23 protein-coding genes are annotated in these 19,857 nt (G+C 67.4%); 15 read left to right on the top strand and 8 right to left on the bottom strand.

Annotated features, from left to right (window positions below):
• Nucleotides 1-59: 59 nt before the first annotated feature.
• From ACUDCK_RS27865 to ACUDCK_RS27820, 10 genes are all read left to right on the top strand, one after another.
• A complete protein-coding gene (locus ACUDCK_RS27865) occupies nucleotides 60-1,193 on the top strand; it encodes an MlaE family ABC transporter permease (protein WP_175167937.1) in 1,134 nt (377 codons plus the stop codon).
• Entirely contained in the window at nucleotides 1,193-2,032 is an 840-nt protein-coding gene (locus tag ACUDCK_RS27860; RefSeq protein WP_054500306.1) for an ABC transporter ATP-binding protein, read from the top strand. The genes ACUDCK_RS27865 and ACUDCK_RS27860 overlap by 1 nt, the downstream gene beginning before the upstream one ends.
• Entirely contained in the window at nucleotides 2,019-2,975 is a 957-nt protein-coding gene (locus tag ACUDCK_RS27855) for an MlaD family protein (protein WP_445659281.1), read from the top strand. The genes ACUDCK_RS27860 and ACUDCK_RS27855 overlap by 14 nt, the downstream gene beginning before the upstream one ends.
• Nucleotides 2,972-3,571: an ABC-type transport auxiliary lipoprotein family protein gene (locus ACUDCK_RS27850; RefSeq protein WP_116791342.1), complete on the top strand. Its 600-nt coding sequence runs from the start codon at nucleotides 2,972-2,974 to the stop codon at nucleotides 3,569-3,571. The genes ACUDCK_RS27855 and ACUDCK_RS27850 overlap by 4 nt, the downstream gene beginning before the upstream one ends.
• 34 nt (nucleotides 3,572-3,605) lie before the next feature.
• Nucleotides 3,606-4,259, top strand: coding sequence for an alpha/beta hydrolase (locus ACUDCK_RS27845; protein WP_054500309.1), 654 nt, complete (start codon nucleotides 3,606-3,608; stop codon nucleotides 4,257-4,259).
• Between the two features lie 153 nt (nucleotides 4,260-4,412).
• A complete protein-coding gene (locus ACUDCK_RS27840) occupies nucleotides 4,413-5,675 on the top strand; it encodes a D-alanyl-D-alanine carboxypeptidase family protein (RefSeq protein WP_144656013.1) in 1,263 nt (420 codons plus the stop codon).
• A gap of 97 nt (nucleotides 5,676-5,772) precedes the next feature.
• Nucleotides 5,773-6,639, top strand: coding sequence for a D-amino acid aminotransferase (locus ACUDCK_RS27835; protein WP_064526746.1), 867 nt, complete (start codon nucleotides 5,773-5,775; stop codon nucleotides 6,637-6,639).
• A gap of 105 nt (nucleotides 6,640-6,744) precedes the next feature.
• Nucleotides 6,745-7,017 (top strand): YbeD family protein, encoded by a 273-nt coding sequence (locus tag ACUDCK_RS27830; protein WP_047993153.1) that lies wholly within the window; start codon nucleotides 6,745-6,747, stop codon nucleotides 7,015-7,017.
• A gap of 11 nt (nucleotides 7,018-7,028) precedes the next feature.
• On the top strand, nucleotides 7,029-7,667 hold the full coding sequence (lipB, locus tag ACUDCK_RS27825) for a lipoyl(octanoyl) transferase LipB (RefSeq protein ID WP_054488218.1): 639 nt from the start codon (nucleotides 7,029-7,031) through the stop codon (nucleotides 7,665-7,667).
• Entirely contained in the window at nucleotides 7,664-8,392 is a 729-nt protein-coding gene (locus tag ACUDCK_RS27820) for a tetratricopeptide repeat protein (RefSeq protein WP_054500312.1), read from the top strand. The genes lipB and ACUDCK_RS27820 overlap by 4 nt, the downstream gene beginning before the upstream one ends.
• A 94-nt stretch (nucleotides 8,393-8,486) precedes the next feature.
• Here ACUDCK_RS27820 and ACUDCK_RS27815 read toward each other — a convergent pair whose 3' ends face one another.
• Complete coding sequence (locus tag ACUDCK_RS27815) at nucleotides 8,487-9,299, bottom strand: substrate-binding domain-containing protein (RefSeq protein ID WP_068981393.1); 813 nt, start codon at nucleotides 9,297-9,299, stop codon at nucleotides 8,487-8,489.
• Between the two features lie 150 nt (nucleotides 9,300-9,449).
• Between ACUDCK_RS27815 and lipA the strand changes: the two genes are divergently transcribed.
• Nucleotides 9,450-10,457 carry a lipoyl synthase gene (lipA, locus tag ACUDCK_RS27810; protein ID WP_054418514.1) on the top strand — a complete coding sequence of 336 codons (1,008 nt, stop codon included), beginning with the start codon at nucleotides 9,450-9,452 and terminating at the stop codon, nucleotides 10,455-10,457.
• A 74-nt stretch (nucleotides 10,458-10,531) separates the two neighbouring features.
• Here lipA and ACUDCK_RS27805 read toward each other — a convergent pair.
• Together ACUDCK_RS27805 and ACUDCK_RS27800 are read right to left on the bottom strand one after the other, a co-directional pair.
• Nucleotides 10,532-11,877 (bottom strand): IS3 family transposase gene (locus ACUDCK_RS27805; protein ID WP_445659239.1). Its coding sequence is split into 2 segments (ribosomal slippage): nucleotides 10,532-11,410 and nucleotides 11,413-11,877, totalling 1,344 coding nucleotides; the frame shifts between segments, so codons are not numbered across the junction.
• Between the two features lie 146 nt (nucleotides 11,878-12,023).
• Complete coding sequence (locus ACUDCK_RS27800; protein WP_054500315.1) at nucleotides 12,024-12,587, bottom strand: cob(I)yrinic acid a,c-diamide adenosyltransferase; 564 nt, start codon at nucleotides 12,585-12,587, stop codon at nucleotides 12,024-12,026.
• A 143-nt stretch (nucleotides 12,588-12,730) separates the two neighbouring features.
• Between ACUDCK_RS27800 and ACUDCK_RS27795 the strand changes: the two genes are divergently transcribed.
• Nucleotides 12,731-13,036 (top strand): copper-binding protein, encoded by a 306-nt coding sequence (locus ACUDCK_RS27795; RefSeq protein WP_054500316.1) that lies wholly within the window; start codon nucleotides 12,731-12,733, stop codon nucleotides 13,034-13,036.
• A 155-nt stretch (nucleotides 13,037-13,191) separates the two neighbouring features.
• On the opposite strand, the gene hslU is transcribed toward ACUDCK_RS27795, so the two are convergent.
• From hslU to ACUDCK_RS27770, 5 genes are all read right to left on the bottom strand, one after another.
• Nucleotides 13,192-14,526: an ATP-dependent protease ATPase subunit HslU gene (gene hslU, locus ACUDCK_RS27790; RefSeq protein ID WP_144656007.1), complete on the bottom strand. Its 1,335-nt coding sequence runs from the start codon at nucleotides 14,524-14,526 to the stop codon at nucleotides 13,192-13,194.
• A gap of 72 nt (nucleotides 14,527-14,598) precedes the next feature.
• Nucleotides 14,599-15,138, bottom strand: coding sequence for an ATP-dependent protease subunit HslV (gene hslV, locus ACUDCK_RS27785; protein WP_006391917.1), 540 nt, complete (start codon nucleotides 15,136-15,138; stop codon nucleotides 14,599-14,601).
• Between the two features lie 208 nt (nucleotides 15,139-15,346).
• Nucleotides 15,347-15,811, bottom strand: coding sequence for an RNA polymerase-binding protein DksA (gene dksA, locus ACUDCK_RS27780; RefSeq protein WP_006389752.1), 465 nt, complete (start codon nucleotides 15,809-15,811; stop codon nucleotides 15,347-15,349).
• Between the two features lie 128 nt (nucleotides 15,812-15,939).
• Nucleotides 15,940-17,070 carry a CobW family GTP-binding protein gene (locus tag ACUDCK_RS27775; RefSeq protein WP_144656004.1) on the bottom strand — a complete coding sequence of 377 codons (1,131 nt, stop codon included), beginning with the start codon at nucleotides 17,068-17,070 and terminating at the stop codon, nucleotides 15,940-15,942.
• Nucleotides 17,071-17,421: 351 nt separating this feature from the next.
• Complete coding sequence (locus tag ACUDCK_RS27770; RefSeq protein WP_054501175.1) at nucleotides 17,422-17,925, bottom strand: Fur family transcriptional regulator; 504 nt, start codon at nucleotides 17,923-17,925, stop codon at nucleotides 17,422-17,424.
• A gap of 148 nt (nucleotides 17,926-18,073) precedes the next feature.
• Between ACUDCK_RS27770 and ACUDCK_RS27765 the strand changes: the two genes are divergently transcribed.
• Genes ACUDCK_RS27765 through ACUDCK_RS27755 form a run of 3 tightly spaced genes read left to right on the top strand, consistent with a single transcriptional unit; the run spans nucleotide 18,074 to nucleotide 19,826 of the window.
• Complete coding sequence (locus ACUDCK_RS27765; protein ID WP_167517671.1) at nucleotides 18,074-18,244, top strand: hypothetical protein; 171 nt, start codon at nucleotides 18,074-18,076, stop codon at nucleotides 18,242-18,244.
• Nucleotides 18,241-18,963, top strand: coding sequence for a metal ABC transporter ATP-binding protein (locus tag ACUDCK_RS27760; RefSeq protein ID WP_081273351.1), 723 nt, complete (start codon nucleotides 18,241-18,243; stop codon nucleotides 18,961-18,963). Before ACUDCK_RS27765 ends, ACUDCK_RS27760 begins: the two co-directional genes overlap by 4 nt.
• Nucleotides 18,960-19,826, top strand: coding sequence for a metal ABC transporter permease (locus tag ACUDCK_RS27755; RefSeq protein ID WP_175168259.1), 867 nt, complete (start codon nucleotides 18,960-18,962; stop codon nucleotides 19,824-19,826). The genes ACUDCK_RS27760 and ACUDCK_RS27755 overlap by 4 nt, the downstream gene beginning before the upstream one ends.
• Nucleotides 19,827-19,857 lie beyond the last annotated feature (31 nt).

Below are 19,857 nucleotides of genomic sequence, written 5' to 3'. Positions count from 1 at the left end.
GCCCTGCCGTCCGCAGCGTATATGATGAGCGATACATTTTGCATTGCGATCCAGCGTTCATGCCGCATTCCGCCCCGTCCGCGTCCGCCGCCGCCGCGCCCTTCCGCCAGGAAGCGGGTGTGTGCCACGTCGGCGGCGACTGGAGCGTGCTGGCGCTGGCCGAGCCTGGCGAGGTCGAACGCCGCCGCGCCGCCATGGCCAAGGCAGCCGGCGCGGGTGCGCGCTGGGACCTGCATGGCATCACCCGGCTCGACACCATTGGCGCGCTGCTCATCTGGCAGGCCTGGGGCGAAAAGCTGCCCGAGCGGGTGCGCTGGTCGGCTGGCCAGCAGGATGTGTTCACCGCCCTGGCGACGAACAAGGGCGGCAAGCAGGCGCCGCCGCGTCCGGAGCCCTTGTGGGGCTGGCTGCGCGCCGTGGGCGATGCCGTGCTGCAGGCGGCCGAGAACGGCCGCGCGCTGCTGATCATGCTGGGGCAGCTCATCCTGGACCTGTTCGGCATGCTGCGGCGCCCGTCGCGCGGCCCATGGCGCGAGATCTCGGCCCAGGTCTACCGCACGGGGGCGCAGGCGCTGGGGATCACCGCGCTGGTGGGCTTTCTGATCGGCGTGGTGCTGTCATACCTGTCGGCCCAGCAATTGCAGATGATCGGCGCCGACCGCTTCATCGTGCGGCTGCTGGGCGTGTCGATCGTGCGCGAGCTGGGGCCGGTGCTGGCGGCCATCCTGGTGGCGGGCCGTTCCGGTTCGGCCATCACCGCGCAGATCGGGGTCATGCGGGTCACGCAGGAGCTGGACGCGATGCTGGTGATGGGCATTTCGCATGGTCAGCGGCTGATCCTGCCGCGCGTGGTGGCGCTGGCCGTGACCATGCCGCTGCTGGTGCTGTGGACCGACGCCATGGCGATCCTGGGCGGGATGCTGGCGGCGCAGGTGCAGTTGGGGGTCTCGGCGCAATGGTTCCTGCAGTCGCTGCCCGATGCCATTTCCCTGACCAATTACTGGATCGGCATCCTGAAGGGCGTGACCTTCGGCATCCTGATCGCGCTGATCGCCTGCCATTTCGGCCTGCGCATTCAGCCCAATACGGAAAGCCTGGGGCGCGGCACCACCACCTCGGTGGTCACCTCGATCACCGGGGTGATCCTGCTGGATGCGCTGTACGCGGTCATTTTCAGTTCGGTGGGCATCTGATGGCCGGCGCCGAGCAACAACGCCTGTTCACCGAAGAGCACGTCACGGTCGCCCCGGTCATTACCGTGCGCGGGTTGCGCACCGCTTTCGGCGACCATGTGGTGCACGACAATCTGGACCTCACCGTCTTCCCCGGCGAGATCCTGGTGCTGGTGGGTGGGTCGGGAACGGGAAAGACCGTGCTGCTGCGGCAGATCATCGGGCTTGACCGGCCGGCGGCCGGCACCATCCGGGTGCTGGGCAATACCCTGTCGGAACTGACGCCGAGCGAGCGCCGGCGCCTGTCGTACCGGTGGGGCATGCTGTTCCAGGCAGGCGCGCTGTTCTCGGCGCTGTCGGTGTTCGACAATGTCGCGCTGCCGCTGCGCGAGCTGCGCACGGTGCCGGAGGACCTGGTGCACGATGTGGTGATGTGCCGCCTGGCGATGGTCGGCCTGTCGGCGCAGGATGCCGGCAAGCGGCCGTCCGACCTGTCCGGCGGCATGGTCAAGCGCGTGGCCCTGGCGCGCGCGCTGTCGCTGGACCCGGAACTGGTGTTCCTGGACGAACCCACGGCGGGCCTGGATCCGCTGCGTTCGGACGAATTCGTGGACCTGGTGCGCAGCCTGCACCGGCAGTTGGGCTTTACCGTCGTCATGGTGACGCACGACCTGGACACGCTGCTCGCGCTGGCCACCCGTGTCGCCGTGCTGGCGGACAAGCGGGTGATCGTATGCGACACGGTGCCGGAAGTGCTGAAGGTCGACCACCCGTTCATACACACATTCTTCCTGGGCGAGCGTGGCTTGCGCGCGCTCGGGGACATGGCGCCGAAGGGAACGCATCATGGAAAACCGTAGTCACGCGCTCATGGCCGGCATCTTCACGCTGGTCCTGCTGGCCGCCGCTGCGCTGGTGGCCGTCTGGATCGGCCGCGACCGGACCAAACTGCAAACCTATGAAATCATCTCTGCCACGGCCGTCAGCGGGCTCAATCCGCAGTCGACCGTGCGCTATCAAGGGGTGCCGGTGGGCAAGGTGCAGTCGCTCGCGCTCAACCCCGACAAGCCCGGCCAGGTGCGTATCCGCATCGGCGTGGCGCCGAACACGCCGATCACCGAATCGACCTGGGCCGAGCTGGGCGTGCAGGGCGTGACCGGCATGGCCAACGTCGAGCTGCGCGACGACGGCAGCTCGTTCAAGAGCCTGGCGTCGACCGAAGCCAACCCGGCGGCGATTCCGCTGCGCCCGGGCTTCCTGGATCGCATCGAGCAGCGCGGCGGACGGCTCATTTCCAATGTCGAAGACGCCACCGAACAACTGCGCCGTCTGTTGAGCGAACAGAATGTGCAGGCGCTGACGGCCAGTCTGCAGAACGCCACCGACATCACCCAGTCTCTGAAAGAGGCCAGCCGCGACCTCGCGCCGGCCCTGGCCAAGCTGGGCCCGCTGGTCGATTCGCTGGGCAGCACCTCGCGCCAGGCCGACCGCGCCGCGCGCGAAGTGGCGGACCTGGCGCAACAGGCGCGGCAGTCGCTGGCGCGCCTGAACGCGCCCGACGGCGCGCTGGCCATGGCGACGCGCAGTCTCAGCGACATCGCTTATGCCGCCTCGCGCCTGGACAACGAGACGCTGCCGGCCATCACCGGCATGGCGGCCAGTGTCACCGAGGCCGCGCGCAGCGCCACCTTCACCTTGCGCCGCGTGGACAACACGCCGCAATCGTTATTGTTCGGACCGGCGCCGGCGGCGCCCGGGCCGGGCGAGGCCGGCTTCGCCGGTTTTGGGAGACAGCCGAAATGAAGATGCGTAGCGCGATTCTGATCCTGACCCTGGCGCTGGCCGGTTGCGGCGTGGGCCGCGTCGGCGCGCCGCCAGCCCTATTCGATCTGGGCCTGGACGCCCGCCCGGCGCCCCAACTGCCGGCGCGCGATCCCATCGCGTTGGTGTTCTCGGCCGTGCCGGCGCTGTCCAGCACCGGCGTGATCTGGCGAGTCGGCGACAGCGCCGCGCCGCAGGCCTACGCCACCTATCGCTGGGCGTCGTCGCCGTCGGACCTGGTGCGCCAGCGCCTGATCGAGCGCCTGTCGCGCCAGGGACCGGTGCTGGCCGAGCGCGCCAACGGCCAGACGCCGCAGGTACAGGTCTATCTGTCGCAGTTCGAACAGGTCTTCACGCCCGATGGATCGGCCAGCGAGGGCCGTGTGCTGCTGCAGGCGGTGCTGTTGAACGGCCGCGCCGTGGTCGGCCAGTTGCGTATCGCGACGCAGGCGCCCGCGCCCACGCAGGATGCCGCGGGCGGCGTGGCCGCCTTGCGCCAGGCCACCGACGACGCCGCCGATCAACTGGCGCAATGGCTGGCCGCGCAACCGAAGGCCGCAGCCCGACCCGCCGGTTAACATCCTTCTTTTCCACGCAGCACGAGTTTCTCCTATGCCCGCAAGCACTCAAACCCACGCCTTCGCCGGCGCCGCCGGCCGCATCGACTGCGCGGTGGACTGGCCCGACGGCCCGCCGCGGGGCTGGGCCCTGGTGCTGCATCCGCATCCGCTGCAGGGCGGGGCGCGCGAGAACAAGGTGGTGACCACGCTGTCGCGCGCCTGTGTCCAGCACGGCCTGGTGGCGGTGCGGCCCAATTTCCGCGGCGTCGGTCTGTCGGAAGGCGCGTTCGACAAGTCCGTTGGCGAAACGCAGGACATGCTGGCCGTCGTGGCGCAGATGCGCGAGCTGCACCCGGAGCTGGCGCAGGCGCCCTGGGTGCTGGCCGGCTTTTCGTTCGGCACGGCCGTGGCCGCGCAGACCTACGCCGCGCTGGTCGAGCAGGGCGATGCCGTGCTGCCGAGCGCGCTGATGCTGATGGGCCCCGCCGTCAACCGCTTCCAGTCGCACGAGGTCCAGGTGCCTGGCGACACGCTGATGGTGCATGGCGAAGAGGACGAGGTCGTGCCCCTGTCGGAAGCCATGGACTGGGCCCGCCCGCGTTCGATCCCCGTGGTGGTGATTCCTGGCGCCTCGCACTTTTTCCACGGCAAGCTGCTCGTGTTGCGCCAACTCGTGCAGGCCCACTTGAAGGTCAAACTCGATTGAACGGCGCGCCGCGCAAGGCGGCGCGTTGCATCAAGTTGCATGTTTTAAATGGCCAAGGAACCCATCCCGGGCCGGACGGGTCTCATCGACTGCCTATAATTGTCAGCCACTTGCCCCGCGCCGGCGGGCGTCTTTCCTGGACCCACGTTGCCGATGAAGAATTTGTCTCACTCCACCCCTTCCCCCGTTGTCTTTGCGCGTCGTGCCCTGGCCGGCGCGGTGTTGTCGGCGATGCTCGCGACGTCGCTGCCGGCGTGGGCCCAGCAGGCGCCCGCCGCGACGCCGGCGGCCGCGGGCGCCACGGCCCCCGCGCCGACGGCGACGGGCGTGGTGCCGGTGGGCGACGTGTCGGCGGTGCCCGCGCCCACCATCGCGGCCAAGGCCTGGATCGTGATCGACGTGAACAGCGGCCAGACCCTGGCGGCGTCGAACCCCGACATGAAGGTCGAGCCGGCCTCGCTCACCAAGATCATGACGGCCTACGTCGTGTTCAACGCGCTCGAGGAAAAGCGCCTGACGCTGGAGCAGACCGTGCCCGTGTCCGAGCACGCCTGGCGCACCGGCGGTTCGCGCATGTTCATCGAGCCGCGCAAGCCGGTCACTGTCGATGAGCTGAACCAGGGCATGATCGTGCAATCGGGCAACGACGCCTCGGTGGCGCTGGCCGAAGCGGTCGGCGGCAGCGAAGCCGCGTTCGCCACGCTCATGAACCAGGAGGCCGAGCGCCTGGGCATGCGCAACACCCACTTCATGAACGCCACCGGGCTGCCCGATCCGCAGCACATGACGTCCACGCGCGACCTGGCCACGTTGTCGGCGCACCTGATCACCGATCATCCGCAGTTCTTCCACTACTACAAGCAGAAGAGCTTCACCTACAACAAGATCACCCAGCCCAACCGCAACCGCCTGCTGTGGGCCGACCCGTCGGTCGACGGCATGAAGACCGGCCACACCGATTCGGCCGGCTACTGCCTGGTGTCGACCGCGGTGCGCGGCGACCGCCGCATCCTGGTGGTGGTGGTGGGCACCGACAGCGAAGCCACGCGCGCCGAGGAAAGCCTGAAGCTGCTGAACTGGAGCTTCCAGAACTTCGACACGGTCAAGCTGTTCGACAAGAGCCAGCCCGGCATTGACGCCCGCGTTTGGGAAGGCACGGCCGAGAACGTCAAGCTCGGCCCGCCCAACCCGGTCTCGATCGCGGTCCCGCGCGGCAAGGCCGGCGACCTCAAGCCCGTGGCGCAGCGCACCGATCCCCTGATCGCGCCGCTGACCAAGGGCCAGCAGGTCGGCACGCTGCAGTTCACGCTGGACGGCAAGGTGCTGCGCACCGAGCCGCTGGTGGTGCAGGACGCCGTCGAACGCGCAGGCTTCTTCGGTCGCATGGTCGACACCGTCAAGCGCTGGTTCCAGTAAGCGGACGCGCCGCGGGCGCGGTCGCGGGTGTAAGCTTTACCTAGAAGGGGCGGGCCGGGTGGCCCGTCCCTATCCATTTGATTCTCAGGAGCGGCTCATGATTCCGGGCGTGCCGGGCGAAAGCCAGGTGTTTCTCAATGGCGAGTTTGTGCGTATCGACGAGGCCAAGGTCTCCGTGCTCGATCGCGGCTTCATTTTCGGCGACGGCATCTACGAAGTGGTGCCCGTCTACCGCGGCAATGCGTTCCGCATGGCCGAGCACCTGGACCGCCTGGACCGCAGCCTGGCGGCCCTGCGCATCGCCCAGCCGTTCGACCGCGCGGGCTGGATCGACCTGATCGAGCAGTTGCTGGCGCGCTCGAACCTGGAGACCTGCATCGTCTACCTGCAGGTCACGCGCGGCGTGGCCAAGCGCGACCACCAGTTCCCGGCCGAGCCGGTCAAGCCGACGGTGTTCGGCATGGTCTCGGCCTGGGCGCCGCCGTCGGCCGCGGCCCGCGCGCAGGGGCTGTCCGCCATCACCATCCCCGACGAGCGCTGGCTGCACTGCGAGATCAAGTCGGTGTCGCTGCTTGGCAACGTGCTGGCCAAGCAGCAGGCGGTCGACGCCCACGTCGACGAGGTGCTGCAGTTCCGCGACGGTTTCCTCACGGAGGGGTCGTCCACCAACATCTGGGTGGTCTCCGGCGGCAAGCTGTTGGCCCCGCCCAAGAACAACCTGATCCTGGAAGGCATCCGCTACGGCCTGATGGGCGAGCTGGCCGCCGAAGCCGGTATCCCGTTCGAGGCGCGCCGCATCACCCAGGACGAGGTCGCCCAGGCCGATGAACTGATGCTGTCTTCGGCCACCAAGGAAGTGCTGGCTATCGTGTCGCTGGACGGCCGGCCGGTGGGTTCGGGCAAGCCTGGCCCCGTTTTTGCGCAATTGCGCGCGGGTTATGATGCCCGCATCGCCGCGCTCTAGAACGGCCACGCGGGGCGGCCCCGGCGGCCCCCCGCGCCGGCGGCGGGCCTTGCCTGCACGATGCCTGCCCCCATATAGACAGATTGACGCCCCAGGCCATCCATCATGCATATTCCGCCCGAAGAATCCCTCATCGAGTACCCCAGTGACTTTCCCATCAAGGTCATGGGCAAGCACCATCCCGACTTCGCGCAGACGCTGACCGAGGTCGTGCTGCGCTTCGACCCGGGCTTCGATGCCGCCACGGTCGAGATGCGGCCCAGCAAGGGCGGCAACTACATGGGCCTGACCTTCACGGTGCGCGCCACCTCGCGCGAGCAGCTCGACAGCCTGTACCAGGCCTTGCACGGCCACCCGATGGTGTCGATCGTCCTGTAGGGCCGGCGGTTGTGATCAAGTGGCTCGCGCGGCCCGCGGACTATCTGTCCGTGTGGCGGGACATGCAGGCGTACACCGACCAGCGGTCGGCCGAAACGCCCGATGAGATCTGGCTGTGCGAGCACGCCCCGGTCTACACGCTGGGCCAGGCGGGCCTGCCCGAGCACGTGCTCAACCCCGGCGCCATCCCCATCGTCCATTGCGACCGCGGCGGCCAGGTCACGTACCATGGCCCCGGCCAGGTGATGGCCTACGCCTTGTTCGACCTGCGCCGCGTCGACATGTACGTGAAGGAGTACGTGGCGCTGCTGGAATCGGCGGTGATCGACACCCTCGATGAAATGGGCCTGCCCGGCGCGTGCCGCAAGCCCGGCGCGCCGGGCGTGTACGTGGCGCATCCCGAGGGCGGCGATCTGGCCAAGATCGCCGCGCTGGGCATCAAGATCCGCAACGGCCGCGCCTATCACGGCGTGTCGCTGAACGTGGCGATGGACCTGGCGCCGTTCCTGGGCATCAACCCTTGCGGTTACGCCGGCCTGCGCACGGTTGACATGGCCTCCTGTAGCGTGCGGCGCGAGCCCACGGAAGTGGGCGACGCGCTGGCGCGCAATCTGGCCCGCTTGTGGCGCCAGGCAAGGACGCCCGCATGAAGACTAGCTTTACCCCTGCCGAGGTGGCCGCGACCACCCCTGAAGCGCTTGCCGGCCTGCGCGCCGGGCCGGCGCCGCAGTACGCCGCCTGGATCCGCGCGGCGGCCGAAATGGGCCTGGTCGAGGCCCAGACCATTTTCGGCCAGATGCTGCTCGATGGCGTGGGGGTGCCCCAGGACCAGGCCGAAGGATTGGCCTGGTTCAAGCGCGCCGCCAACGCCGATCACGTGATGGCCATCAACATGATCGGCCGCTGCTACGAAAACGGCTGGGGCGTCGCGCCGGACGATACCGTGGCGGCGTACTGGTTCCGGCTGGCCGCCGATCGCGGACTGGACTGGGGCATGTACAACTACGCGCACATGCTCAAGAGCGGTCGCGGCGGCGTGGCGCAAAACCGCGCCGCGGCGCTGGCGCTGTACCAGCAGGCCGCGCAGGCCGGACACGTCAAATCCATCGGCGTGGTGGGCCGCTTCTACGAAGCGGGCGACGTAGTCGAGCAGGACCTGGAGCGCGCGTTCGACTGCTACCAGCGCTGCGCCGAGGGCGGCGACTTCCGCGGCATGTTCCACCTGGGCCGCATGCTGCTGTTGCGCGGCCGCAAGGAAGAGGCGGTGCAGTGGCTGGCGCGCGTGCCCGAGACCTCCACGCCGGCCTTCCTGCGTGAAGCCGACGCGATGTTGCGCGACTGCGGCTTTCCCGCACTGTACGAAACCGGCGCCTGAAAGGCGGGCGATGCCCCGCCCTCGGCGCCAGGGCCCGCGCGAGGCGCTCCCGCTGGCGTCAGCGCGTCTTCGCCCGTCACCCGGTCTGCTCGCGCTATGTGCTCAGGCGCGCATCGAACACGATGTCCAGCGTCAGGCGCGTGCCGGCCGGTTGTTCGCCATCGAGCCGGTCCAGCAGCAACTGGCCCGCGCGGCGGCCCAGCTCGGCCGCGTCCAGTCCCAGCGTCGTCAGGCCCTGTACCCATTGCGGTGCGCTGCCGTCCTCGGTGAATCCCAGCACCGCCAGGTCCTGTGGCACCTGCAAGTCGCGGTTGTGGGCCTCCGACACCGTGGCGGCGGCCAGCACGTCCGACGTGCAGAACACCGCATCGAAGATCGTATTGGTGGCCAGCAGGCGCAGAAACGCCATGCGGCCATCGTTCAGTTGCTGCGCCTCGGGTTGCACGATGTCGGCGACCAGATCCAGCCCGAGCGCGGCCGCGCTGCCGATGAAGCCCTCGCGGCGGGCGCGCTCCCACGGGGTGTCGGCGCTGACGCAGGCGATGCGCGCGTGGCCCTTTTCGGCGAAATGGCGGGCCGCCTGCCGGCCGGCTTCGGCATTGTCGACCGTGATCAGGCTGTCCAGCGGGGCGGCCGGCGGACTCCAGGTTTCCACCACCGGGATTTCCAGCGCCGCCACGGCGGCGCGTAGCTGCGGATCGTCCAGCGGGCCGATCACCAGCGCGGCGGCCGGCGCCAACGGAGTCAGCAGCGGTAGCAGGGCCGCGTCACGCCACGGAGCGGCGGCCAGGTAGTAGCCGGCAGGCGCCAGCCGTTCGGCGCAGGCTTGCACGGCGCGGGCGGCCGGCCCGGCGTCCAGCCGGGGGGCGATCAGGGCGATGGGGCGGGGGAGCGGCTGGGTCGACATGGAGGGCAGGCGGCACGGATTCATCAGGCGTGACGATAACCCGGCGCGGCCCGGCGCCGGGCCATTCGGGGCGGATTTGGGCGCAGGGGGTAAAATGTCCTCTTTTGTCTCAGACCGCAACGCCGCGCGCGCCGGTCGTGAAGGTGTTCCATGTCCACGCTTGCCGAGTCGTCTGTGCCCTCGAACGAAGCCGCCGCCGCGCCCGCGGAAACGGCGTACGATCCGACGCAGAAACAGAAATCCCAGGCCAAGACGGCGCGCATCCCGATCAAGATCATCCCGGCCGAACGCCTGAAGAAGCCGGAATGGATCCGCGTCAAGGCGGCCCAGCCGGGTTCGCGCTTCTACGACATCAAGCGCATCCTGCGCGAGCACAACCTGCACACGGTGTGCGAGGAAGCGTCCTGCCCGAACATCGGCGAGTGCTTCGGCAAGGGCACGGCCACGTTCATGATCATGGGCGACAAGTGCACCCGTCGCTGCCCGTTCTGTGATGTGGGCCATGGCCGCCCCGACCCTCTCGACACCAAGGAACCGGAAAACCTCGCGCGCACCATCGCCGCGATGAAGCTGTCGTATGTGGTGATCACTTCGGTCGACCGCGACGACCTGCGCGACGGCGGCGCCGGCCACTTCGTCGACTGCATCACCCACATCCGCGAACTGTCGCCCACCACCCGCATCGAGGTGCTGGTGCCGGACTTCCGCGGCCGCCTGGACCGCGCCCTGACCATCCTGAACGCCGGTCCCCCGGACGTCATGAACCACAACCTGGAAACCGTGCCGCGCCTGTACAAGCAGGCCCGCCCGGGTTCGGACTACATGCACTCGCTCAAGCTGCTGGCCGAGTTCAAGAAGCTGCATCCGAACGTGCCGACCAAGTCGGGCCTGATGCTCGGCCTGGGCGAGACCGACGAGGAAATCCTGCAGGTGATGCGCGACATGCGCGAGCACAACGTCGACATGCTCACCATCGGCCAATACCTGCAGCCGTCGGAACACCACCTGCCGGTGCTGCGCTACGTGCATCCCGACACCTTCGCGATGTTCGAGCGCGAAGCCTATGCGATGGGCTTCTCGCATGCCGCGGTCGGCGCCATGGTGCGTTCGTCGTACCACGCCGATGAGCAGGCGCATGCGGCGGGCGTGCCCAACTAAGGCTCCTGCCGTCTCAACGCCAACAAGGAAAATGCCCCGCGCGATGAACTGACCCCCAGAAGTTGGACAGTCAGCTAAAGCCCGAAGGCCTGAGCTCGGTATTGCACCGGGCTCAGGCCTTTTAGCTTGAGCTTGATGCGATCGTGATTGTAGTAACGGATGTACTGTCGAATGCCGGCTTGCAACTGCTCGATGCTTTCGAAGCGATTCAAGTGGAAGAACTCAGCCTTGAGCGTGCCGAAGAAGCTTTCCATAGCGGCATTGTCCAGGCAGTTTCCCTTGCGTGACATGCTTTGCGTCACCGATCTATCTGCCAGCATCCGCCTGTAGTTCTGCTGCTGGTACTGCCAACCCTGATCGGAGTGCAGCACTGGACGCTCCGTCGGCAGCAGCCGCGCCAGCGCCTTCTTCAGCATGCTGCCCACGAGCTTGAACACCGGCCGGCGGCTGGTCTCGTAGGCCACGATCTCGCCGTTGTATAGGTCCATCACCGGCGACAGGTACAGCTTCTCGCCTCGTACGTTGAACTCGGTCACATCGGTGACCCACTTTTGGTTCGGACGCGCCGCCTCGAAGTCGCGCGCCAACACGTTGGCCGCCACGTGGTGCGATTGGCCTCGGTAGGACCGGTACTTCTTGGCGCGCACCAGCGACTTCAAGCCTAGCGCCTGCATCAGCTTCTGCACGGTCTTGTGGTTCACTAGCTCACCGGCCTGGCGCAAGACCGCCGTAATCCGGCGGTAGCCGTAGCGGCCCTTGTGACGGGCGTAGACCGCGCTGATGCGCTGCTTGAGCTCGGTGTACGGGTCCACGGCTCCGAACGACTTCAGGTGGTAATAAAACGTGCTGCGCGACAGCTTGGCGACGCGTAGCAGTAGTGCCAGCGGATGCTTGGGCCTTAATCCTTGGACCACTTGCGCTTTCCAACCAGCGCCCGGGTCTTCTCCGCTTCGATCAAGGCCTTCATTTTTTTTAGGTAATCGTTCTCCGCGCGCAGATAGGCCAGCTCTTGCTCGAGTTCTTCCTTGGTCATGTCCTTGGACACCGGCTCTGGGGGGTACTTATGCGGCATGCTTGCTCCTCGGCGCTTGCGCGCCAGCGCCTCTATACCCCCAGCATCATACTGGGCGCGCCATTTCGTAATGTGCCCTGTATGACGAATCCCCAGCAACACCGCTGCCTGCGTGTCCGACAGACCTTCGCGCCGGATCTTGATCAGCACCGATTGTTTGAAGGCCGCGCTGTACGAGCCAGATTGCCTGCGCAACCCGTTAACGCCATGCGCTCGAAAACTCCCGACCCAGCGCCGCACCATTGAGTGCGGCACTTCGTATCGGCGCGCCACCGATTTGAAGCCGTCCGTGCCTTGCAGGTACGCCTGCACCACTTTGATCTTGAATTGCTCTTCATACTTCGCCATGTAAAAACCCCCGAAGGTCGGATCAATATCCAACTTTCGGGGGTCAGTTCACGAAGGGGCATTTTTCATTTCAGCGCCGAGGCATCCTCAAGATGAAAGCGTCCCCTTGGAGGCAGCAAGCCGCAGGCGCGGCTGGGGGGCATCTCTCATTCCGTGGCCTGCCGCGACACGCGGCTGGTCCAGAACACGTCGGGCCGGCCCGCTTCGCGGTTCAGGTAGCGCGCCAGCACGAACATCAGGTCCGACAGCCGGTTCAGGTATTGCCGCACCGGCGCATTCACCGCCTCCTCGCGCGCCAGCGCCACCACGGCGCGTTCGGCGCGGCGACACGCGGTGCGCGCCAGATGGGCCTGCGCGGCCGCGCGCGAGCCGCCCGGGAGGATGAACTCGCGCAAGGGCGGCAGGGTCGCGTTGTAATGCGCCAGCCGCGCGTCCAGGTGCGCCACCTGGGCATCTTCCAGCGCGACATGGCCGGGAATGCACAATTCGGCGCCCATATCGAACAAATCGTGTTGGATCGTCAGCAGATCGGCGGCCACGTCGGCCGGCAGGGGCTCGGTCAGCAGCAGGCCGACGACGCTATTCAATTCGTCCACATCGCCCAGCGCGGCGATGCGGGCCGCGTCCTTGGGCACGCGCGACCCGTCCCCCAGTCCGGTGCTGCCGTCGTCGCCGGTGCGGGTAGCGATGACTGAAAGGCGGTTGGCCATGAGATGTCCTTTGCAAACAACCGTCAGGATTGTTGCGTTATTACGGGGAAACTATTGCACAAGGGCGGTATCCTAGCATTGTGGAAAGCGGGCGCGCGCGACAAGACCGGCGCGGCGCTTTCATGGCAATCGGAGGATAGAGCATGGCTTTCAACCGCAAATACACCACGCCCCTGGCCGTCGCCACCGCGATGGCCGTCGTGTCGCTGGCCACGCCGCTGGCGTTCGCGCAGCAGGCCGACGCCAGCGGCGAGGTGCGGCGCGTGGACCCGGGCGCGGGCAAGGTCACCATCAAGCACGACGCCATCAAGGCGCTTGACCTGCCGGCCATGACGCTGGTGTACGACGCCGATCCGGCGCTGCTGGCCAAGATCAAGGCCGGCGACAAGGTGCGTTTCACCGCCGAGCGCAAGGATGGCAAGTATGTGGTGACCGCGATCACCAACTGAACGCGCGCCGCGGGCGTCGATACGGCGCCCGCATGGCGATCGGCACCGCCGCGGCAGGTCCGGCGCGGACGCCGCCGTCCCGGAAAAAGGCCCGCCGCGATCGCTCGCGGCGGGCCTTCGTGTTCATGCGGCCGGCAGGAGCCGGGGCACGGGCCTTATAGCACGTAGCGGGCCAGGTCCTGGCTGCTGGCGGCTTCGGCCAACTGCGCGTTGACGTAGGCGGCGTCGATCTTCACCGTCTTGTTGCTGGAGGCCGTGGCGTCGAACGACAGTTCGTCCAGCAGCTTTTCCATCACGGTATAGAGGCGGCGGGCGCCGATGTTCTCGGTGGTCTCGTTGACCTCGTAGGCCAGCTCGGCCAGGCGGCGCACGCCTTCGTCGGTGAATTCCAGTTGCACGTCCTCGGTGGCCAGCAGCGCCGTGTATTGCTTGGTCAGCGAGGCGTCGGTGTCACCCAGGATGCGCACGAAGTCCTCGGCCGTCAGCGATTCCAGTTCGACGCGGATCGGGAAGCGGCCCTGCAGCTCGGGGATCAGGTCGGACGGGCGCGCCAGGTGGAAGGCGCCCGAGGCGATGAACAGGATGTGGTCGGTGCGGACCATGCCGTAGCGCGTGTTGACGGTGGTGCCCTCGACCAGCGGCAGCAGGTCGCGCTGCACGCCCTGGCGCGAGACGTCGGCGCCGCCGCTTTCCTGGCGCGCCGCGATCTTGTCGATCTCGTCCAGGAACACGATGCCGTTCTGCTCGACGTTGTTGATGGCGACGGTGCGCAGGTCTTCCTCGTTGATGCGCTTGGCGGCTTCCTCGTCGACGATCAGCTTGAAGGCTTCGCGCACCTTCATCTTCTTGGACTTCTTCTTGTCGCGCGCCAGGCCGGCGAACATGCCGCGCAGTTGCTCGGCCATTTCCTCCATGCCGGGAGGCGTCATGACGTCCATCTGCGGCGCGGCCTGGGCCACTTCGATTTCGATCTCCAGATCGTCGATCTTGCCTTCGCGCAGGCGCTTGCGGAAGGTCTGGCGGGCGCTGTTGTCTTCACCGCGCTCGGGCTCGCCCGTTGCGCCGCGGGGCGGCGGCACCAGGGCGTCGAGGATGCGGTCCTCGGCGGCGTCCTCGGCCTGGGTGCGCACGCGGCGCATCTCCAGCTCGCGGGTCTGCTTGATGGAGTATTCGGTCAGGTCGCGGATGATGGTGTCGACGTCGCGGCCGACGTAGCCCACCTCCGTGAACTTGGTGGCTTCGATCTTGATGAACGGCGCGTTGGCCAGCTTGGCCAGGCGGCGCGCGATCTCGGTCTTGCCCACGCCGGTGGGGCCGATCATCAGGATGTTCTTGGGGTGGATCTCGTGGCGCAGCGGCTCGGCCACCTGCTGGCGGCGCCAGCGGTTGCGCAGGGCCACCGCCACCGCGCGCTTGGCGCGGTTCTGGCCGACGATGTACTTGTCGAGTTCGGAGACGATCTCTCCGGGCGTCATGTTGGAGGCGGACATGAGGGCGGATCCTTGAAGCGGGGCGATGCTGGGGGACGGGCCGCGGCGCCGGACTGGCGCCGCGAGGGCGCGTCAGTCGCCCAGCGTCTCGATGACGTGGTTCTGGTTGGTGTAGATGCAGAGGTCGCCGGCGATCTCGAGCGATTGCTTGACGATGGTCTCGGGCGCCAGGTCGGTGTTGCGCAGCAGCGCCAGGGCGGCGGACTGGGCATAGGCCCCGCCCGAGCCGATGGCGGCCAGGCCGTGCTCGGGCTCGAGCACGTCGCCGTTGCCGGTCAGCACCAGCGTGTGCTCGGCGTCAGCCACGATCAGCATGGCCTCGAGCCGGCGCAGGACGCGGTCGGTGCGCCAGTCGCGGGTCAGTTCGACCGCCGCGCGCATCAGGTTGCCCTGGTGCTTTTCGAGCTTGGCTTCGAAACGCTCCTGCAGCGTGAATGCGTCGGCGGTGGCGCCGGCGAAGCCGGCCAGGATCTTGTCGTGGTACAGGCGGCGGATCTTGCGCGCCGTGCCTTTGATGACGATGTTGCCCAGGGTGACCTGGCCATCGCCGCCCAGTGCGACGCGGTTGCCGCGGCGCACGCACACGATGGTGGTGGCGTGAAATTGTTCCATGCGTTCCTTCCTTTGAAAGGACTAGCTGGGGGCGATGCGGACGAAATCAAGGCTTGCCGGCCAACGAAGAAACCGCGGCCTCCCCCCGGCATCTTCGGCCATCAGCCTCCTCGGAGGCGTCGTCAGGTTGGGACGGCCCGGCAATGAAAAAAGGCCATGCCGGAAACCAGCATAGCCTTTCGATGTGGCGTTTGAATAACGGGACGGATCAGTCGCCGTACAGCTTCTGCCGCATTTCGCGCCGTTCCTGCGCTTCCAGCGACAGGGTGGCGGTGGGGCGGGCCAGCAGGCGCGGGATGCCGATGGGTTCGCCGGTTTCCTCGCACCAGCCGTACTCGCCGCTGTCGATGCGGGCGATGGACTGTTGCACCTTCTTGAGCAGCTTGCGTTCGCGATCGCGGGTGCGCAGCTCGAGAGCGTGTTCTTCCTCGATGGTGGCGCGGTCGGCGGGGTCGGGCACGAACTGCGTTTCACGCAGGTGCTCGGTGGTCTCGCCGGCGTTGGCCAGGATGTCCTGTTCGAGTTGTTTGAGCCGTTCCTTGAAGAACGCCAGTTGGCGTTCGTTCATGTAGTCGGACTCGGGCATGGCCAGCAATTCCTTCTCGCTGGGCAGATCAATCGCCGTATCGCTCGTCGACTTGCTTGATTTTTTGGTTGCTGCCTTGGTAGCCATGAAAACACTCCACTATGAATCGATCCTGGCGCGGGCTTGTCTTCCCGGTCCGTGTGCTTGCTGCCTACGCTATTCGTACCTCACAGTACTGCCTTCGTCGCACCGCGTCACGTATCCAAAAAAGGGGATCACCCCGCCAGGCACTGCTCCAAGCCCCGGGTGAAAATCTCCTGGGGCAGCTTGCGGCCGATGAAGACCATCTTGGTGGACGGCTTTTCGGCCGCGGTCCACGGTTTGCCGGGTTCGGCGCCCATCATCATGTGCACACCCTGGAACAACATGCGGCGGTTGATGCCCTTCATGTACAGGATGCCCTTGTAGCGCAGCAGATCGGGACCATAGACCTGCACCACGCCCCCCAGGAATTCCTCCAGCCGGGCGGGATCGAACGGCTTGTTCGAACGGAACACGAAGGCGCCGATCTCGTCGTCGTGCTTGGGGTGGTGATGATGCGCGTGATTGCAGTGCGCCCCGCACTCGCCCTCGTGGTCATGGTCGTGGTCGTGACCGTGATGGTCATGGCCGTGGTCATGATCGTGGCCGTGCCCGTGGGCATGGCTGTGGGCGGCGTCGGGATGCTCATCGGCCAGGAAGTCCGGGTCGATGTCCAGGATGGAATTCAGGTTGAAGCCGCTGATGTCGATGATCGACTTCAGGTCGGCGTCGCCGAAGTTGACCGGCGTGATGGGCGCGCGCGGATTCATCCGCAGCAGGCGGTTGCGCAGCGCTTCGTAGTCGACATCGTTGACCAGGTCCTTCTTGGAGATCAGGATGCGGTCCGCGAAGCCGACCTGCTTCTGGGCTTCGGGTTGTTCGTCCAGCGTCGCCATGCCGTGCTTGGCGTCGACCACCGTGACCACCGCGTCCAGGCGGTAGTACTCGGCGATGTCGTCGTCCATGAAGAACGTCTGGCACACCGGGCCGGGGTTGGCCATGCCGGTGGTTTCCAGGATGACGCGTTCGAAATTCAAGGTGCCGGCCTCGCGCTTGGCGCGCAGGTCGGACAGCGTGCGCATCAGGTCGCCACGCACCGTGCAGCAGACGCAACCGTTGGACAGCTCGATGATTTCCTCGTCGCTGTCCTGCACCAGCAGGTCGTTGTCGATGCTTTCGGGTCCGAATTCGTTTTCGATCACGGCGACGCGGCGGCCGTGGAATTCGGTCAGGATGCGTTTGAGCAGGGTGGTCTTGCCCGCACCGAGAAAGCCGGTGAGGATGGTGACGGGAACCATTTTGTCCAAACTGCGCGGGGTGTTCATGGCGAAGCTGCTTGCGTGAAGTAAAGGCGGTTAGACACGGCGGTCAAGCGCGGGATGCTGGCGGACGGCAGCGGGTGCCGATTGCCTGCCTGACATCGCTCGACCGATGTTACTGCCACAGGCTGCGAGGGCCGCCGATTGCGGCCGGACGCAGGATTACAGCACAGTCGGGGGCAGGGGGCAAACCCCGGGCCAACCCGGGGGCCGTAGCCGCCCAGATCGCGGCTGTACGCCGTCAAGTATCGGGCGATATCGCTATTTTGGGGCGATTTTCCGGATTTCAAGGGTCCGGATGAGGGCGGGTGGAGGGCGGCCGGGCAGGGCCCGATCCGACGGGCCGAGCCGCGCGTCTCAATGATGATGGTGGTGATGCCCGGCGTCGGCCGGTTGCTGCTTCTGGCACTGCGGGCAGAGGGCCCGGATCTCGGTCTCGTGGGTGGCCAGCACGTAGCCCGTCTGGGCGACGCGCTCGGCCAGTTGGCGGCTCATGGCGGGGTCGGACACTTCGGCCACCGCGCCGCAGCCAGTACAGACCACCAGCAGGTCATGGGGCGCGCCGCCGACGTCGTGGCAGGCGCTCCAGGCGTTGACCGCGTCCAGGCGGTGGATCAGGCCTTCGTCCATCAGGAAGTCCAGCGCACGGTACACCGTGGGAGGCGCGGCGCCCGGATGCACTTCGCGCATCGCCTCGAGCAGCTCGTAGGCCTTGAGGCTGCGGCCATGGCGCAGCAGCAGTTCCAGCACCTTGCGGCGGATGGGGGTCAGGCGGCTGCCGCGTTGTTCGCACAGCGCCTCGGCGACGCTGAGTTGGGCGCCTACGGTGTCACTGCGGGGGGAACGGGGCGGAGCGGGCATGGCGGGCTTCATCTGAATAGGGAACGCGCGCGACGCGCGCGAGATGCCTGGAAGGTAGCAGAAAACATCCAGGTGCGGGCAAAAGCCGTCGATTCAAGCCGATTTAGATATGATATAACATAATGATGTTTTACCGTTTGCCGCCGTCATGTCCCATTTTTCGCTCCTGCCTCCGCGGCCCGGCGCCGCGCCGCGGCTCCGCGCGTCGTTCCGTTCCGCCTTCCTCGTATCCGCCTGGCGCCGGATGGCCTTCGCCCTGGTGGCGGTCGCCGCGCTGTGGGCGCTGACCGGCTGGGCGCTGGACTGGTGGCCGCGGTGAGCGCCGCCCCGGTCGCCATCGAGCTGCACAACGCCTCCTTCGGGTGGCACGGGCACGCGGCGCTGCGCGGCGTCTCGGGCCGCTTCGAGCCGGGCGCCATGACCGCCGTGATCGGGCCCAATGGCGCGGGCAAATCGACCCTGGTCAAAGGCATCATGGGCGTACTGCGGCCGATGTCGGGCCGCGTCAGCATCGGCGGCGCCGGCCGCGCCGAGCTGGCCTGGCTGCCGCAGGCCGCCGAACTGGACCGCGCCTTTCCCGTGACGGTGCTCGACCTGGTGGCCCTGGGCGCCTGGCGCCGGGTTGGCGGGTGGCGGCGCTACGGTGGTGACGAACTCGACCGTTGCATGCAGGCGCTGGAAACCGTGGGCCTGGCGGACATGGCCGGCCGCGGCGTGGATACGCTGTCGGGCGGCCAGATGCAGCGTACCCTGTTCGCCCGCATGCTGGTGCAGGACGCGCCGGTGCTGCTGCTGGACGAACCGTTCACCGCCGTCGACAGCCATACCGCGGACGACCTGATGGCGTTGCTGTGCGGCCTGCACGGCCAGGGCCGCTCGGTGATCGCGGTGCTGCACGACATGGACATGGTGCGCGAGCACTTCCCGCAGTGCCTGCTGCTGTCGGGATCCGTGGTGGCCTGGGGCGACACGCAGTCGGTCCTGACCGACGCCCACCTGAAGACGGCGCGTCAATGGCACGCGAGGGCCTACGCATGAGCGCGTCGCAGTGGGTCGTGTCGCCCTTCATCGATTACGGCTTCATGCGGCGCGCGCTGGCCGGCGCGTGCTCGCTGTCGCTCGGCGCGGCGCCGCTGGGCGTGTTCCTGGTGCTGCGGCGTATGAGCCTGATGGGCGATGCCATGTCGCACGCCATCCTGCCGGGCGTGGCGGCCGGCTTTCTGCTGTCGGGCCTGTCGCTGTGGGCCATGATGCTGGGCGGCATCGCCACCGGCCTGGTGGTGGCCCTGCTGGCCGGACTGGTGGCGCGCCTGACGCCGCTGCGCGAGGACGCCAGCTTCGCCGCCTTCTACCTGATCTCGCTGGGGCTGGGGGTGTTGCTGGTATCGCTGCGCGGCTCGAACATGGACCTGCTGCACGTGCTGTTCGGCACGGTGCTCGGGCTGGACGACGCGTCGTTGCTGCTGGTCTCCATCACGGCCAGCGTTTCGCTGCTGGCACTGGCCGCGCTCTACCGCCTGCTGGTGGCGGAGTGCCTGGATCCGGCTTTCCTGCGCGCCAGCGGCGGCCGCGGCGGCTGGGTCCACATGATCTTCCTGGTGCTGGTGGTGGTGAACCTGGTGGCCGGCTTCCAGGTGCTGGGCACCTTGATGGTGGTCGGCATCATGATGCTGCCGGCCGCCGCGGCCCGCTTCTGGTTGCGGTCCGCCGCCGGCCAATTGCCGCTGGCCGCCGGCATCGGCGTGGCCGCCTCGGTCGCCGGCCTGCTGGTGTCCTACCACTTCAATGTGCCGGCCTCGCCCGCCATCATCCTGGTCGCCGGCGTCTGTTACCTGTTTTCCATCGTCTGCGGTCCGCATGGCGGGCTGCTGCGGGCGCCGCGCGTTTCGCGCCGGGCCTGAACCCTCAAGGAGATTCACCATGCCTTCCCTC

The organism is Achromobacter sp. CF-sbj1-Ac2-l, assembly GCF_052698165.1.
This window is presented reverse-complemented; position numbering and strand designations above follow the sequence as displayed.

What these genes read in the sequence shown, in the direction of transcription:
- ACUDCK_RS27855 (WP_445659281.1), top strand. Translation starts at nt 2,019, where the DNA reads ATGGAAAACCGTAGTCACGCGCTCATGGCCGGCATCTTCACGCTGGTC.
- ACUDCK_RS27815 (WP_068981393.1), bottom strand. Translation starts at nt 9,299, where the DNA reads ATGTCGACCCAGCCGCTCCCCCGCCCCATCGCCCTGATCGCCCCCCGG.
- hslU (WP_144656007.1), bottom strand. Translation starts at nt 14,526, where the DNA reads ATGTCCGCCTCCAACATGACGCCCGGAGAGATCGTCTCCGAACTCGAC.
- dksA (WP_006389752.1), bottom strand. Translation starts at nt 15,811, where the DNA reads ATGGCTACCAAGGCAGCAACCAAAAAATCAAGCAAGTCGACGAGCGAT.
- ACUDCK_RS27840 (WP_144656013.1), top strand. Translation starts at nt 4,413, where the DNA reads ATGAAGAATTTGTCTCACTCCACCCCTTCCCCCGTTGTCTTTGCGCGT.
- ACUDCK_RS27845 (WP_054500309.1), top strand. Translation starts at nt 3,606, where the DNA reads ATGCCCGCAAGCACTCAAACCCACGCCTTCGCCGGCGCCGCCGGCCGC.
- lipA (WP_054418514.1), top strand. Translation starts at nt 9,450, where the DNA reads ATGTCCACGCTTGCCGAGTCGTCTGTGCCCTCGAACGAAGCCGCCGCC.
- ACUDCK_RS27865 (WP_175167937.1), top strand. Translation starts at nt 60, where the DNA reads ATGCCGCATTCCGCCCCGTCCGCGTCCGCCGCCGCCGCGCCCTTCCGC.
- ACUDCK_RS27860 (WP_054500306.1), top strand. Translation starts at nt 1,193, where the DNA reads ATGGCCGGCGCCGAGCAACAACGCCTGTTCACCGAAGAGCACGTCACG.
- ACUDCK_RS27795 (WP_054500316.1), top strand. Translation starts at nt 12,731, where the DNA reads ATGGCTTTCAACCGCAAATACACCACGCCCCTGGCCGTCGCCACCGCG.
- ACUDCK_RS27850 (WP_116791342.1), top strand. Translation starts at nt 2,972, where the DNA reads ATGAAGATGCGTAGCGCGATTCTGATCCTGACCCTGGCGCTGGCCGGT.
- ACUDCK_RS27765 (WP_167517671.1), top strand. Translation starts at nt 18,074, where the DNA reads ATGTCCCATTTTTCGCTCCTGCCTCCGCGGCCCGGCGCCGCGCCGCGG.
- ACUDCK_RS27820 (WP_054500312.1), top strand. Translation starts at nt 7,664, where the DNA reads ATGAAGACTAGCTTTACCCCTGCCGAGGTGGCCGCGACCACCCCTGAA.
- ACUDCK_RS27835 (WP_064526746.1), top strand. Translation starts at nt 5,773, where the DNA reads ATGATTCCGGGCGTGCCGGGCGAAAGCCAGGTGTTTCTCAATGGCGAG.
- hslV (WP_006391917.1), bottom strand. Translation starts at nt 15,138, where the DNA reads ATGGAACAATTTCACGCCACCACCATCGTGTGCGTGCGCCGCGGCAAC.
- ACUDCK_RS27800 (WP_054500315.1), bottom strand. Translation starts at nt 12,587, where the DNA reads ATGGCCAACCGCCTTTCAGTCATCGCTACCCGCACCGGCGACGACGGC.
- ACUDCK_RS27830 (WP_047993153.1), top strand. Translation starts at nt 6,745, where the DNA reads ATGCATATTCCGCCCGAAGAATCCCTCATCGAGTACCCCAGTGACTTT.
- ACUDCK_RS27775 (WP_144656004.1), bottom strand. Translation starts at nt 17,070, where the DNA reads ATGAACACCCCGCGCAGTTTGGACAAAATGGTTCCCGTCACCATCCTC.
- ACUDCK_RS27755 (WP_175168259.1), top strand. Translation starts at nt 18,960, where the DNA reads ATGAGCGCGTCGCAGTGGGTCGTGTCGCCCTTCATCGATTACGGCTTC.
- ACUDCK_RS27770 (WP_054501175.1), bottom strand. Translation starts at nt 17,925, where the DNA reads ATGCCCGCTCCGCCCCGTTCCCCCCGCAGTGACACCGTAGGCGCCCAA.